Source organism: Paractinoplanes durhamensis (genome assembly GCF_016862175.1).
In the GTDB taxonomy this organism is placed as follows: domain Bacteria; phylum Actinomycetota; class Actinomycetes; order Mycobacteriales; family Micromonosporaceae; genus Actinoplanes; species Actinoplanes durhamensis.
In genome coordinates, this window is record NZ_BOML01000066.1 from 110,675 (window position 1) to 125,073 (window position 14,399).

Consider the following 14,399-nt stretch of genomic DNA (forward strand, 5'->3'; position numbering starts at 1 on the left):
TCCGGTTCAAGGACCGAGCGCACCTCACCCGACAGGAGTGACCCATGAAGCACCGCATCGTCGTCCTGGGCGCCGGCTACACCGGCGCCCACGCCGCCGGCCGCCTGGCCCGTCGCCTGCACCCGCACGACGTCGAGATCACCCTGGTCAACGCCGAACCCGACTTCGTCGAGCGGGTCCGCCTGCACCAGCTCGCCACCGGCCAGACCCTGCGGCCCCGCCCGCTGTCCGAGGTCTACGCGGGCACCGGCGTCACCGTCCGCGAGGCCCGGGTGACCGGCCTCGATCCCGACCGCAGGACGGTCCAGCTGAGCGACGGCGAGCTTTCCTACGACACCCTCGTCTACGCCCTGGGCAGCACCGCCGCCGGACCGGAGGACGGCCACCACGTCGCGAGCCGGCCCGCCGCCCTGCGCCTGCGGGACCGGCTGGGTGAGCTGCCCGCCGGCGGGACCGTCCTGGTCGTGGGCGGCGGGCTGACCGGCATCGAGACCGTCACCGAGATCGCCGAGAGCCGGCCGGACCTGCGGGTGTCGATCGCCACCCGGGGCGCCCTCGGCGACTGGCTGAGCGAGAAGGCCCAGCAGCACCTGCGCGGCGCCCTCGCCCGCCTGAACATCACCGTCCACGACGACACCGACATCACCGGCGACGGCGAGATCCGGGCCGACGTCACCGTCCGGACCGGCGGCTTCGCCGTCCACCCGATCGCCGCCGCGACCACCCTGCAGGTCACCGCCACCGGCCAGATCGAGGTGGACGGCACCATGCGCTCGGTCTCGCACCCCGACGTGTACGCGGTGGGCGACGCCGGTTTCGCGATCGGCGTCAACGGCAAGCCGCTGCGGATGGCCTGCGGGTCCGGCATCCCGATGGCGTGGCAGGCCGCCGACGCCCTGGCCGCCCGGCTGACCGGCCGGAAGGTGCCGGAGAGCCCGATCCCCTACTACACGCAGTGCATCAGCCTTGGCCGGCACGACGGCATCATCCAGCCGGTGACCCGCGACGACCGGGCCAAGCCGTCCGCGATCACCGGCGGCCCGGCCGCCCGGATCAAGGAGCTGATCTGCGCCGGCGCGGCCTGGAGCATCGCCCACCCGACGGTCCTGCTGCCGGCCCGCCGCCGGCGACTGACCCCGGCCGCCGCTCAGGCGTCGGCGCAGGCCCCGTCGAGCTTCTGACCGACGGTGACGAAACCACCGTTCACGTAGGACTTCGGGTCGGCGCCCTTGGCGGCGGTGTTCAGGTCCGCGGACACCGCCGACAGGGCCTGCTTCAGGTCGGCGTCGGGGGTGCGGACCGCCTCGGCGTCGAGCTTGGCGGCCATCTCGGTGAAGGTGTCGCGCATGCCGTCCTTCGCCGAGTCGGACGAGCTGCTCAGGTAACCGGCCAGCCGGACCGCGCCGTCGGTGAGGATCTTGTAGGCGGCGGTGCAGACATAGGCCGGGACGCCGGCCGAGGCCGACGGGGTCGGCGCGACGCTGAACGGGACGGGGAGGGACTCGGGCTTCAGCTCGATCGCGCAGCCGGCGGTCAGGCCCGCCGTCGCGATCAAGGCGAGGGGCAGGACAGCGAGGCGACGATGCGGCACAGCGTTTCTCCCTCTAGCTCGCGTACGCGTGCGGACAAGCATAGATACCCGCCGGTAGGGACATTGACCCCTGGCGATCGGAACATGGGGGATTACTCCGATCGGCCCGATTTGCCACCCGTTCGGCGACGCATCCCCCGGCGACAGAACGGCGTTAGCGCACAATGTGCCCAACATGCGAAAAAGCGGTAAATCAGCCGTCCGACGCGTTCTGATCACCGGTGTGGCCACGGTCCTCACCGCGGTCGGTGGGGCCGCCCTGGCCGGGGTGGTCTCCTCCGACCCGGTCGCGTCGCCGTCGTTCAACGGTCCGGTCTACGCGGTCGCCTATCGCGGCGACACCGTCTACGTCGGCGGCAACTTCACCAGTGCCAACGCCGGTGGCAAGAACGTGACGCGGACCAGGCTCGCGGCCTTCAACGCCCGCACCGGTGCCCTGCTCGACTGGAGCCCGGCCGCCGACGCCAATGTGCGCGCCATCGCGGTGGACGGCGACGTCGTCTACGCGGCCGGCGACTTCGACACGGTCAACGGGACCAACCGGGACGCGGTCGCCGGGCTCGGGGCGACCACCGGTCAGCTCACCGCGCTGAAGCACACCGTCCTCGGGCAGCCCAGCGCGCTGGTCGTCGGGTCCGGCCGGCTCTACGTCGCGGGCCGGATCACCGCGGTGGACGGGACGCCGCGGACGAACCTGGCCGCGTTCAGCCTGACCACCGGCGCCCTCGACGCGTGGGCGCCGACGACCGACGACACGGTGAACGCGCTCGCCTACACGACCGGTCGTGTCTACCTCGGCGGGCGGTTCCACAAGACCAACGGGGTGAGCTCGCTGCGGCTGTCCGCGGTCGACCCGGTCACCGGCGTACTCGACAAGACCCTGGTCGCCAAGCCGGTGTCGCAGGTCTTCGCGCTCGCCGCCGATCCGGCCGGCGTCTATGCCGCCCTCGGCGGCCAGGGCGGCCGGGCGGTCGCCTACACCCGGACCGGGGAGATCCGCTGGACCCGGGTCTTCGACGGGGACGCGCAGGCGATCGCCACCCTCGACGGCGTCACCTACGTGGGCGGGCACTTCGACAAGGCCTGCACCACCTCGAACAACGGGATCAAGGGCGTCTGCACCGACGGCTCGGTGCCCCGGGGCAAGCTCGCCGCGATCGACGCGCAGGGCAACCTGCTCGAATGGTCGCCGCAGGCCAACGGGGTCGCCGGCACCCGGCAGCTGGCCACCAGCGCGGCGCTCGGCTCGATCAGCGCGGTCGGTGACTTCACCCTGGTCAGCGGGGCGGCCCGCAAGCGGTACGTGTCGTTCGGCGGGGCGCACCCGACCGAGGGGGCGGTGCTGCCCGCCAACGACTACGTGGCGTCCTACAACTTCGACACCACCATCGCGGACGGGACGTTCGACGACGGCTCCGGGCACAAGCACCTGCTGCGGGCGGTGACCCGCAACGGCGGCAAGGTGACCCTGGCGGCGCACGGCACCGGGCAGGCGCTGACCTTCCCGCCCAAGTGCACCGGGGCCACCTGCCCGCGGTTCGTGCTGCAGGCCGCCGACACCGCCGACCTCAACCCGGGGAGCCGGCCGTTGCGCTACGGCGCGACCGTTCTGCTGGCCGCGGCCGAGACCGCGAGCGGCGAGAACATCATGCAGAAGGGCTACTCGACCGGCGGCGGGCAGTACAAGCTGCAGGTCGACGGGGTGTCCGGCAAGCCGAGCTGCGGGATGGGCGGCAAGGACGAGAAGATCGTGCACATCGCCCGGAGCCGCGAATCGATCGCCGACGGGAAGTGGCACGCGCTCGAATGCCGGCGCACCGGGCCGACGCTGTCGGTCGTGGTCGACGATCAGGTGAAGACGAGCGTGGCGGTGCCGATCGACCTGGCGGTGATGTCGAACCTGCCGTTCAGCGTGGGCGGCAAGGGCGTGGGCGCGGACAACGACCAGTTCCACGGCAGCCTCGACGACGTCTGGATCCACATCGGCTGATTTTTCGGGAAATATCAGGGGGTTGGCGTGGCGGCGGCGTTCTCCGTCACGCCGACCTCCGCCTCGCCGCCGCCGCTGCCCGAATTGTCCGCACCGGAGTCGCCGGAGTTGTCCGTCCCGGCCGTGGTCTCGACCGGCGCCGCGGTGGTCTCCTCGGGCGCGGCGGTGGTGGCCGACGTGGTCGGCTCCTTGCTCGGGGTCGCCGAGGGGGTCGGCGCGGTCGTCTCGGCCGGCTTCTCCGTCTTGGTGGCCGCGACCTTTCCCGGGTTGCCGTTGTTGTTGCGCTTGCCGGTCGTCTCGGCCGCGGGCGCCTTGGCTCCGCTCGGGCTGGTCGTCGCCGACTGCGCGGGCGGCGTCGAACCGGGCAGCCCACCACCGTTGAACAGCGCGAACACGCCCACCGCCGTGCCGATGATGACGAACGCCAGGGCCGCGAGCAACGCCGTACGCCGGCCGCCGCCTCCTCCGGAGGAACCGCCCGGCCCGGGCGGAAAGACGGCCGGAAGCACCGAGGTGTCTCCGCTGCGCGGAGCAAGCGGAGCAAGCGGAGCAAGCGGAGCAAGCGGAGCAAGAGGCCGTGCCGGCGCCGGAGTGGCGGCCAGGATCGCGGTCGTCTGCGGGCCCGCCCCCACCGCCTGCTCGGCCAGCGCCAGCTCGGCCGTGTCGGCCATCGCCGCCGCCGAGTCGAACCGCTCGGCCGGATCCTTGATCATCGCCGTGGCAACCAGCGCGGCCACCGTCGGCGGCACGTCGCCCGGCAACGGCGGCGCTTCCTCGCTGACGTGCTGCATGGCCACCGCGATCGCGCTGTCCCCCATGAACGGCGGATGCCCGGCCAGGCAGTGATAGGCCACCACGCCGAGCGCGTAGACGTCGGCGGACGGCCCGGTGGTCTCCTTCGAGACCTGCTCGGGCGCGATGTAGAGCGCCGTCCCGACGACCTCACGCGCCCCGGTGAGGGCGGCCGACTCGGCCGAGCGGGCCACCCCGAAGTCGACGAGCACCACGGTCCCGTCCGGCTGGATGATCAGGTTGCCCGGCTTGACATCGCGATGCACGATCCCGGCCTGGTGGGCGGCCTCGAGGGCGCGACCCGCCTGGGCGACGATCGACATCGTCTCGGCCGCGCTGAGCCGGCCCCGCTCGGCGATCCGCTCGTTGAGAGCTTGGCCGTTGACCCGGGCCATCACGATGTACGCGTCCGGCCCGCTCTGCCCGTAGTCGTAGACGTCGGCCACCCCGGGGTGGTGCAGCACCGCCATCGCCCGCGCCTCGTGCCGGAAGCGGGTCTGGAAGCCGGCATCCCCGGCCCGGCCCGCGTGCAGCGTCTTGACCGCGACGTCCCGGCCGAGCACGGTGTCGGTGGCCTGCCAGACCTCGCCCATGCCGCCGGCCGCGATGCGGTCGTCCAGGCGGTATCGATCGCCGAGTATCTCTCCAGGGACAGGCATGCCCTCCCCTCTACCCACTCGGGGCGGAACTGAAATCTCCGGTGCGCCGTATCTTCTGCCAGCCGAGCCGCCGCCCGGTCAGCGCGGCCAGCGCCGAGGAGAGAAGGACCAGGTACATGAGCTGCCGGTAGACGATCTGCTGCAGCGGAAGCGTCCACAGCGGACCTAATTTTTCCCGGTCGAGGCGGAACGCGAGCACGGCGGTGAGGATCTGGATGACCAGGACGGCCAGCCAGCCGAGCAGCGTCACCTGCCGGTCGAGGAAGAGCACGCCGTAGACCGCCATCAGGTCGATGAGCGGGGCGAGCAGCGGCAGCAGCACGGTGAACACGGCGATCAGCGGCAGCCCGCCCCGGCCGAAGTGGCCGGGTTCGAGCACGGCCCGGCGGTGCTTCCACATCGCCTGCATGGTGCCGTAGCTCCACCGGTAGCGTTGCCGCCACAGCTGCCGCATGGTGGCCGGCGCCTCGGTGTAGGCGCGCGCCGACTCCTGATAGACGACCTTCCACCCGGCCCGCTGGATCGCCATGGTGAGGTCGGTGTCCTCGGCCAGGGTGTCGGTGCTGAGCCCACCCGCGTCGGACAGCGCCGACCGGCGGAACCCGCCGAGCGCCCCCGGGATGGTGGGGATGCAGCCGAACGTGTCGTAGAGCCGGCGGTCCAGGTTGAAGCCGATCACGTATTCGATGTGCTGCCACTTGCCGAGCAGCCCGCGCCGGTTGCTGACCTTCACGTTCCCGGCGACCGCGCCGACCCGGCGGTCGGCGAACGGCTGGACGAGCTGGTGGATCGCGTCCGGGGTGACGACGGTGTCGGCGTCCACCATCACGATCAGGTCGTCGTGGCACAGCGCCACCCCGGTGTTGAGGGCGGTCGCCTTGCCGCCGCTGGGGATCCGCACGACCCGGACGTTGCCGAGCTTCAGCGCGTCGACGGCGGCGGTCGTCCCGTCGGTGGACGCGTCGTCCACGACCAGCACCTTTACCCCGGGGTGGGCGGAGCGGGCGAGCGAGCTCACCGCGGGCGCGATGGTGGTCTCCTCGTTGTAGGCGGGCACCACGATCGTCACCGGCGCGGTCACCGGCAGTCCCCACGACCAGCTGGGGGCACGCCGCCGCCGGGCGTGCGTCCAGGCGAACAGGAACAGGACCAGGGTGCGGATCAGGATCAGCCCGCCGGCCACGATGAGCAGCACCCACAGCAGCCGGAGCACCCCGTCGGCGGCGCGCACGGTCCAGACCAGAGCCCGCCCGCGCCAGACGTCGGCGGCACCGGCCCTGGGGTCGGCCGGCAGCCCCATCGCCTGGGTGACCGTGGTGAACCGGAAGCCGTCCCGCTGCAGCCGCGGGATCAGCCGGTCGAGCGCGGTCACGGTCTGCGACCGGTCCCCGCCCGCGTCGTGGAACAGCACGATCGCGCCGTCCGCGTTCGGCGGCGTGGCGTTGCGGACGATCGCGTCGACCCCGGGCCGTTTCCAGTCCTCACTGTCCACGTCGTCGAGCACAGTGAGATAGCCCTGCTCCCCCACCGCCCGCACGGTCGCGTAGTCGCCGTCGGTCAGCGCATCCGCGAACGACGAGTAGGGCGGCCGCAGCAGCGACGTCGACCGGCCGGTCGTGTAGGCGATGGCCAGCTGCGTCTGCGAGTTCTCCAGGTCACGACGCCACGCGGGCAGCGAGGCGAGGTCGGGGTGGGTGAACGTGTGCGCCCCGATCTCGTGCCCCTCGGCCTTGATCCGCCGGGCCAGCTCCGGATGCCGGGCCACCTCCGACCCGACCACGAAGAAGGTGGCCGGCACGTGATGCCGGGCCAGCACGTCGAGGATCTTCGGGGTCCAGGCCGGATCCGGCCCGTCGTCGAAGGTCAGCGCGAGAGTCTTGGCCGGCATCCGCGCCGATGTGGCGGTGTCGCCGGAGAAGTCGATGACCGGCCCGCCGTTGAGCACGGCCGGCGGCACCGCCGAGTCCCGGGACGACCGCGGATCGGTGCCGTCCGGGCTGAACCCGGCGTCGGTGTAGACCTCGACCAGCACCACCGTGCCGAGCAGCAGCAGAACCACCAGCGTGAGCAGGACCCGCAGCACCCGCCGGCGGCGCCGGACGGCCGGGATCTGCCCGGTCGACTCCGGATCGAAGGGGGCCGGCGCACCGCCGTACACGGTCACCGGGTGCAGGCCCCCGCGGAACAGGACGGCCGGGCCGGCGGCGCCGCCGGCCCGGTCAGCTGACTCACCCACACCGCCGCCAGGACCAGAACCAGCAGCAGTCCGGCCGCGTAGGTCGCCCACCGCAGCCGCCGGCGCCGGGCCCCGCTCGGGTCCACGAACACCGGCGGCGGCTCCGGCGACTCGGCGCGGATCAGGCTGGTGACGTCCTCGGCGGGCAGCCGCGCCTTCCCGACGGCCCGGCCCACCTTCGCCCGCCCGTGCGGCGGCCGCTGCACGGGTGCGCGGCCGATCGGCGAATCGTCAGGCACACCATCGACGCTAGGAGATGGACGCCCGCCCCGCACCTCACCCGGTGAACCGCGCGCCCGCCGTACCCTCCAGAAGCGACCCCGGAATCCGCCGCCCGGACACCACCATCAGCAGGTCAGCGGCGGTGCCACGAAGCGGCGCCCCGGACCCGAAGGCCCATTCGAGATCGGTCGCCTCCAGTCGGACACCCGTCAGATCAACCCCGAAATACTTCAGATTGCGCTCCCGCATCCCGTCCAGGATCAGCCCGACCCGCCCGGCCGGCGGCCGCCGGTCAAGCCCCAGCGCCACCGAGACGTCCAGCCCATGGATCACGTCGTGCGACAGCGCCCCCATCGTCCCGCCACCCGGCGGCCGCCACGGATGCTCGACGTTGTCCCGCAGACAGGCGAGCAGCTCGGCGTCACTGATCCGGGCGGTGTCCCGCCGGGCCACCCGATCCGACATCCGGTTGAAATTCCCGGCATCGCGCGCCAGCTCCACCACAAACTTCGGCGCCGACATCCGAAACGGCATGGTCATGTGCGCCACCACTTCACGCACCCGCCAGCCGGCACACAGCGAAGCCGCGCCCCACTGCTCCGGACCAAGCGCACCGAGCATCACCGCGAGCTCATTCCGCTCGGCGACAACCGCCGTACGCAGCACTTTCTCGTCCACAACCCCTCCTCCGACAAACCATTCGGGAGGGGATACGACCGGGGTGGCGCATTCTCATCGGTCCGGGCGCCGATAGCGGGCGATCGCCTCCTCACGGGTGGCGACGCCGAGCTTGCCGAGCATGTCGGAGACCCGATTGCGGATCGTACTCGTTGTGGTCGCCATCTTCGTCGGCTGCCTGACATACGCCTTCGGCTAAACCTTTGATGGGTACGCCCCACGCGGTGACCAACCGCAGCAGCGGTAGAACCCGCCTGCTCACCCGTCCCACTCACGGTCATGAACATGGCAAAGGCGGCAGGCGCGATGCGCCTGCCGCCTTCGACTTGCCTGCGTTACTTACTTGGCCAGACGCCCAAGCTCGGAGATCGCCTGCGCCACCTTCACGTACTTGTTCCCGGCCAGGTCACCGATGGTCTTGATGTTGAACGCCTGGGCCAGGGCCGTGGCATCGGACTCGCTGACCCCGGCCAGAGCCGCGACGGGAGCATCGGTCAACTCGGCCAGGGGCGTCGACTCGTAAGCCTTGTCCAGCAGAGCGTCAAGGTTCACGGAGATCGCCATGGTCTGCGTTCCTTTCCGGAGATTCCCACCGAGCGGCCGCCCGGCGACTCCTACAACCTTTGCCACTGACAGCCCGTCGAAACCTCGGTCAAACCACCAGATTCAGCAGGAAGACGCAGATCACCCCGACCACCGAGATGATCGTCTCCATCACCGACCAGGTTTTGATCGTTTGGCCGACGGTCATCCCGAAATACTCCTTGACCAGCCAGAACCCGGCGTCGTTGACGTGTGAGAAGAACAGCGAGCCGCAGCCGATCGCCAGCGCCAGCAGGGACACCTCGGGCTTGTCCAGCGTCGCCGCCAGCGGTGCCACGATGCCGGCCGCGGTGATCGTGGCGACCGTCGCCGAGCCGGTGGCGATCCGGATGCCGACCGCGACCAGCCAGCCCAGCAGCAGGGCGTTGATGTTGGCGTCCTTGGCCGCGTCGGCGACGATGTTGCCCACGCCCGCGTCCACCAGCACCTGCTTGAAGCCGCCGCCCGCGGCCACGATCAGCAGGATGCCGGCGATCGGCGGCAGCGACCCGCCGAGCACCGCGTTCGTCGCGCGCCGGTCCATCCCGGCCCGGTGGCCCAGCGTCCACATCGCCAGCAGCACGCCGAACAGCAGCGCCACCGGCGGGTTGCCGAGCACGTCGAGGGTGTCCCGCACCGGGTTGCCCTTGTCCGCGGTCAGCTCGCCGACCGCCCGGGCGAGCATCAGCACGATCGGCAGCAGCACGGTGAGCACGGCCGGCCAGAACCCCGGGTCGCGCCGCTCGGGGCGGGCGTCGATGGCGTCCTCGGCGTAGTCCTCGTCGCCGGACGCGACCGCCGCGTCGGCCCGCGCCAGCAGCGACGGCACCGGCAGCGGCACCCGCTTGGCGATGAAGTTGCCGAAGACCGGGCCCGCGATGATCACCGTGGGGATCGCGCAGATGATGCCGAACAGCAGGGTGAGACCGAGGTCCGCGTTGAGGCTGGAGATCGCGACCAGCGGTCCGGGGTGCGGCGGCACCAGGCCGTGCAGGACCGACAGGCCGGCCAGCGCCGGGATGCCGACCCGCAGCAGCCCGATGTCGGTGCGCCGGGCGACCAGCAGCACGATCGGCACCAGCAGCACCACGCCGACCTCGAAGAACAGTGGCAGGCCGACCAGCGCCGCAACACCGGCCATCGCCCACGGCAGCGCCGACCCGGAGACCCGGTCGACGATCCGGTTGACGATCCCGTCCGCCCCACCGGAGTCGGCCAGCAAGGCGCCGATCATCGACCCGAGCGCGATCAGCAGCCCCACGCTGCCGACGGTGCTGCCCAGGCCGGTGGTGAACGAGGTGACGGTGGCCCCCGGCGAGGCGCCGGCGACCAGCCCGAGCGTCGCCGAGCCGAGGATGAGGGCCAGGAACGGATGCCACTTGGCCCAGGCGATGAGGAGAATGACGACCGCGATGCCGAGCACCGCGGCGAGCACAAGTTGACCGGATCCGGCATCGGTGATGGCCTCGGCAGCGAGGGGCGTCATGCGCACGCGCTTACCCCCACCACGAGGCTTTGAATCTTCGCAGGGTAAAAGGAACAAATGGGAAAGTCGATCATGCCGGAGGTCAAGGCCGCGGCCAAGGTACGCCCGGTCGATGCCGCCTGGGCGTTCGCCCTGCGGGCCGGCCTGGCGGTGGCGATCCCGCTGGTCGTGCTGGTCGCGGCCGGCCATCCGGCCTGGGCCGGCGTGGCCACCTTCGGCGCGTTCACCGCCCTGTATGCCCGCGACGAGCCCTACCCCCGCCGAGCCCGGGTGCTGACCGCCGCCGCGACCGGCCTGATCGCCGGCGTGTTCGCCGGCACCGCCGCGGCCCTGGCCCCGCAGCCGGAGCCGTTCGGCACGGCCGCGGTGGCGGTGGTCGGCGGCGCGGCCACCCTGCTGTGCGGCCGCTTCCGGGTAGGCCCGCCCGGCGGCCTGATGTTCGCCTTCGCCACCGCGGTAACCAGCGCCATGCCGGCCACCCCCACCGACCTGTGGCGACACCCGCTGCTGTGCGCCGGCTCCGCCCTGCTGGCGTGGCTGATCGCGATGACCGGCGCGCTCATCGACCGGGACGCCCCGATGCGTCTGGCCGTGGCCCGCGCCCTGCGCGCCGCCGCCGCGCTGAGCACTGCCCCGGCCGGAACGGCTGGGCTGCTGGCGCGGCAGCAGGCGGCCGCCGCGATCGAGCGTGCCTGGCGGGCGGTGCCGCCGGACCGCCCGGCCGAGGCGTTGCTGATCGCCCGGGCCGAGACCGAGTTGAGCGGCGTGCACGGCCACCGCCCGGAGGCCGCCGCCGCGTTGCGGTCGCTGGCCGACCAGGTCGCCCGTCGCGGTCCGGCCCCGGTGCCCGAGACCGAGCAGGCCGAGACCGACGAGGTGCTGGGCCGCCGGATCTACGCACTGCTGCTGCGCGAGCCCGGCCCGCGGCGGCCCGGCCCGGTGTGGCCGGCCGCGGCCCGGGTGGCGCTCGGCGCGCTGGCCGCGGGTGCGGCGGCCGGCGTGCTGGCGCACGTCACCGGCCTCGGCCATCCCTACTGGGCCGCGCTGTCCGCGGTCGCGGTGCTGCAGGCCGACTCGCTGCGGCTCACCCTGCACAAGTCGATCCAGCGAGCCGCGGGCACCACGATCGGCCTGTTCCTGGCGGGCGCGGCCGTGGCCCTGCCCGGCGACCACTGGACCCTGGTCGCGGCGATCGCGATCGCTCAGGTCTGCGCCGAGCTCCTGGTCGTGCGCAACTACGGCCTGGCGATGCTGGCGATCACCCCGCTCGCGCTGCTGGTCGGCGAGCTCGGCAAGCCGACCCCGGCGGCCGACCTGATCGGCGACCGCCTGGTGCAGACGCTGCTGGGGTGCGCGCTCGGTCTGATCGCCGCCGCCCTGGTCCGCAACCGGGCCGCCGCCCGCCACCTGGACGAGGCGATCGACGAGGTGACGACGGCAACCACCGCCCTGCGCCGCGATCGGAGCGACGCCACCGGCGAGGCAAGGCGACTGGCGCTGCTGCTGTTGACGCTCCGCGAGGCATACGGCGTGGCCAGCGGCGAACCGGGCCTCGACCCCGGCGTCACCGAGCAGGTGCTGACCGCCGAACGAGCCGGTCGTCAGGTGCTCGCCGGTCGGCGCGACGGACCCAGTGGCCTGTCGGGGTCCACTGCGTGAACCTCCCGCACTCGCATGGCCAACGCGTTGAGGAGCCCGGTGAGCCAGTTGATCAAGTTTGGGTCGGCCTGCGGGATCGCCCAGAACTGGTCCGGCTGTAGACGCCGTCGCGTCCAGGGCTTTTCGATGTTGATATCCAACCCGTCCGCCTCGAATCTCAACCCGGCAAAACTCAGGTAGGCGACATAGAAGTCCTTGGCTGGGACCACCGCTCGGTTCGGCCGGGCACGCCTTCCATCGGCTCTCCGGACCGAGCCATTGGCTCGTCGGCCCGGAAACCGGCAGTACACACCACGGTTGCTGAATCCGACGAAAGCGGCCGACTGCGGGGTGCCCAGCCGGATCAGCCACAGGGCGCGCTCGTCGTGCTCGCCCGGGCGTTCCCACTTCCACTGATCCAGGGAGATGAGCGGAGCCGGTCCGTATCGGATCATGTTGGTCTCGTTGCCGATGACGACACGCGCAGGGACGGTGTAGGCGACCGGTTTCCGTGCTGGATCGAACTGGCGTACCAGCTCCTCGACCGCGGCCATCCGCGACGACAACTCCCGGTCGACGGACGTGCCCTTGGTGAGTGACTCCGTCCATCGAGACTCGCCCAGGAGAACTCCGATGAGCGCTCGCGCCCACCTTCGGCCCGGATCGTCCAGCAGCATCTCGACGATCCGGTCAGCCATCGACGGCCCGTGCCCGGCCTCGAGTTCGTGCAGGAGCGCGACGATCTGGCGTGGCGTCCGGAGCCGGACGACGTGGTCCAGGTACCGATCCACCAGATCGGGCCGCCGGCCTCCCGTCCCGGCCGGCTCGGGAGCCACGTGCCACAACCGGGACAGCCACCGGACCACGTCGTCCTTGCGGGCCACCTCGACCAGGATCGCATCGAGGTAGGCGCCGTCGCCCGCCACGGTCATCCGGGTGAGCACCGCGATCACGATCCCGGGCGGCTCTGCCGTGAGGTACTCGGCAAAGTCACGCGAACCCCAGGGGTGCTTGCCGACAAGCACGGGGACAGCCGCGGCAATCGTCGGCGACCCGACCGCCAAGTCGATTATCAATTTAGCGCGGGCCGTGAACACGGTCGTCCGACTCGCCGAGCCGGTGAGCGAATACGGCCACGCGAAGTCGACCCGGAACGCCGCATCGCATGCTGCGGCGACCCGGCGGGACAGCGACCGCAGGTCGGCTCGGATGAGCTCCGACATCACCGCCAGCACCGTTTCGGCGGGAACCCGCGTCGTGTGCTCGACGAAGTGCCGGATCGGAACGGCCCGGCGCGACCGGTCGAGTTCGACCAGGACCCGCCCGGCTTTGCCCGCGTCACCGGCCAGGACCACATCGATCAACACCGGCAACGCGTCGGCGTCGGCGCTGACCAGGAACGACATGAAACCCGCGATCTCCGACTCGTCCCGCTCGCCGACCGCCTCGACGACCCGGCGAGCATCGAGGAGCCGCCCGGCTTCATGGAGATTGACCAGGTAGACGGCCGTTTCGGAGGCGGGTCGCGCGACCGCCGCCCAGGCCAGCAGGTCACCGGCCGCGTCGTCGCGCTCCGCGACCCAGAGTTCGCGCGCCAGCCGCAGTAGCTCCTCGGCCGGCAGGACAGTCGCCGCCCGGATGATGGTGTCGTCGACGGCGTTCGGCAGCGGGCTGCCCTCGACGGCGTCGAGCATGGCAAGGATGGCGGGGACGTCGCCGCATCGCTGGATCGCGCGGCCGATCAGCGCCCGGGCCTGATCGGCGAGACCGGCGGTGTGCATCGCGGCAGCGATACCGGTCACGTCGGCGGCCGGCCGCCCGGCGAGGACCTCCACGGCGGCGTGGTAGACGCGGAAGGCGGCGGACCCGCGGCCCGCCTCGCGCAGCACGTCGCCGAGCACGGCCGCGTCAAACGCCGGGATCCGCGCCGCGGTGCGTTCCAGCAGGCTGTCGAGCACGCCGTCCAGGGCCGGCGCGGTCGACAGCGTCGAGACCAGCTCGATCATCGCGGCCGGCCGGCCGAACCGGTCGTCGACTGCCCTGTCCAGCAGCGCATCGCGCTGGTCGGGACTGAGCAGCTCGGCGAGCGCGGCGACGTCGGGGGCGTCGAGCCCCGCCGCGGCGGCCCGGAGCCGATCGAGGATGTCCGGCCGTTCGATCTTGAGCAGGACACCGACGATCCGGGCTACCTCGGGTGCGGGCCGCCGGACGGCCGCGGCCAGCACCCGCGCGGCGTCAGCGGCGGCATCGGCCTTGTCCAGCGCGTCGACAATGCCGACCACTTCCTGGGGCTTGCGCAGCGCGCCGAGTTCGTCGAGCAGCATCCCCGCCGCCGCCTGGTCACCGGCGGCGCGCATTCCGGCCAGGTCGTGGAGCAGGACGGGCAAGGTTCGCCAGGCCGGGCGAATGGACGGCAGCAACGCCGGAACAGCCGGTTCGACCGGCTCGACCGGCTCGACCGGCTCGACCGGCTCGACCGGCTCGACCGGCTCGACCGGCTCGACCGGCTCGACCGGCTCGACCGG

The 14,399-nt window shown here is 72.1% G+C and carries 11 protein-coding genes; 3 read left to right on the top strand and 8 right to left on the bottom strand.

The features are described 5' to 3' along the window. The first annotated feature begins 44 nt into the window (after nt 1–44). Complete coding sequence (locus tag Adu01nite_RS40180) at nt 45–1,181, top strand: NAD(P)/FAD-dependent oxidoreductase (RefSeq protein WP_203734587.1); 1,137 nt, start codon at nt 45–47, stop codon at nt 1,179–1,181. On the opposite strand, the gene Adu01nite_RS40185 is transcribed toward Adu01nite_RS40180, so the two are convergent. Beyond that, nucleotides 1,148–1,591 carry a hypothetical protein gene (locus Adu01nite_RS40185; RefSeq protein ID WP_239133073.1) on the bottom strand — a complete coding sequence of 148 codons (444 nt, stop codon included), beginning with the start codon at nt 1,589–1,591 and terminating at the stop codon, nt 1,148–1,150. The two genes, Adu01nite_RS40180 and Adu01nite_RS40185, sit on opposite strands and share 34 nt — an antisense overlap. Nucleotides 1,592–1,814: 223 nt before the next feature. Here Adu01nite_RS40185 and Adu01nite_RS40190 point away from each other — a divergent pair, with 223 nt between their 5' ends. Next, on the top strand, nt 1,815–3,581 hold the full coding sequence (locus tag Adu01nite_RS40190; RefSeq protein WP_239133074.1) for a LamG domain-containing protein: 1,767 nt from the start codon (nt 1,815–1,817) through the stop codon (nt 3,579–3,581). Nucleotides 3,582–3,595: 14 nt separating this feature from the next. On the opposite strand, the gene Adu01nite_RS40195 is transcribed toward Adu01nite_RS40190, so the two are convergent. From Adu01nite_RS40195 to Adu01nite_RS40220, 6 genes are all read right to left on the bottom strand, one after another. Next, a complete protein-coding gene (locus tag Adu01nite_RS40195) occupies nt 3,596–5,032 on the bottom strand; it encodes a serine/threonine-protein kinase (protein ID WP_239133075.1) in 1,437 nt (478 codons plus the stop codon). Between the two features lie 10 nt (nt 5,033–5,042). Next, entirely contained in the window at nt 5,043–7,268 is a 2,226-nt protein-coding gene (locus Adu01nite_RS40200; RefSeq protein WP_239133076.1) for a bifunctional polysaccharide deacetylase/glycosyltransferase family 2 protein, read from the bottom strand. Further along, nucleotides 7,193–7,507 carry a hypothetical protein gene (locus tag Adu01nite_RS40205; protein ID WP_203734590.1) on the bottom strand — a complete coding sequence of 105 codons (315 nt, stop codon included), beginning with the start codon at nt 7,505–7,507 and terminating at the stop codon, nt 7,193–7,195. The genes Adu01nite_RS40200 and Adu01nite_RS40205 overlap by 76 nt, the downstream gene beginning before the upstream one ends. 37 nt (nt 7,508–7,544) lie before the next feature. Continuing rightward, a complete protein-coding gene (locus Adu01nite_RS40210; RefSeq protein ID WP_239133077.1) occupies nt 7,545–8,168 on the bottom strand; it encodes a maleylpyruvate isomerase family mycothiol-dependent enzyme in 624 nt (207 codons plus the stop codon). A gap of 339 nt (nt 8,169–8,507) precedes the next feature. Continuing rightward, the gene (locus Adu01nite_RS40215; RefSeq protein ID WP_203734591.1) at nt 8,508–8,732 is read right to left on the bottom strand and encodes a hypothetical protein; all 225 of its coding nucleotides are present in this window, start codon (nt 8,730–8,732) and stop codon (nt 8,508–8,510) included. A gap of 88 nt (nt 8,733–8,820) precedes the next feature. Further along, nucleotides 8,821–10,236, bottom strand: a complete 1,416-nt coding sequence (locus Adu01nite_RS40220) for a GntP family permease (RefSeq protein ID WP_203734592.1) — start codon at nt 10,234–10,236, stop codon at nt 8,821–8,823. A gap of 57 nt (nt 10,237–10,293) precedes the next feature. Between Adu01nite_RS40220 and Adu01nite_RS40225 the strand changes: the two genes are divergently transcribed. Further along, nucleotides 10,294–11,895, top strand: coding sequence for an FUSC family protein (locus Adu01nite_RS40225; RefSeq protein ID WP_203734593.1), 1,602 nt, complete (start codon nt 10,294–10,296; stop codon nt 11,893–11,895). Here the strand turns inward: Adu01nite_RS40225 and Adu01nite_RS40230 are convergent. Then, nucleotides 11,838–14,399 (bottom strand): hypothetical protein (locus Adu01nite_RS40230; RefSeq protein ID WP_203734594.1); only part of this gene is annotated, 2,562 nt, incomplete at its 5' end. The genes Adu01nite_RS40225 and Adu01nite_RS40230 overlap by 58 nt on opposite strands.

Coding starts and splice junctions, on each gene's coding strand:
- Adu01nite_RS40180 (WP_203734587.1), top strand. CDS start 45: ATGAAGCACCGCATCGTCGTCCTGGGCGCCGGCTACACCGGCGCCCAC.
- Adu01nite_RS40195 (WP_239133075.1), bottom strand. CDS start 5,032: ATGCCTGTCCCTGGAGAGATACTCGGCGATCGATACCGCCTGGACGAC.
- Adu01nite_RS40215 (WP_203734591.1), bottom strand. CDS start 8,732: ATGGCGATCTCCGTGAACCTTGACGCTCTGCTGGACAAGGCTTACGAG.
- Adu01nite_RS40220 (WP_203734592.1), bottom strand. CDS start 10,236: ATGACGCCCCTCGCTGCCGAGGCCATCACCGATGCCGGATCCGGTCAA.
- Adu01nite_RS40225 (WP_203734593.1), top strand. CDS start 10,294: ATGGGAAAGTCGATCATGCCGGAGGTCAAGGCCGCGGCCAAGGTACGC.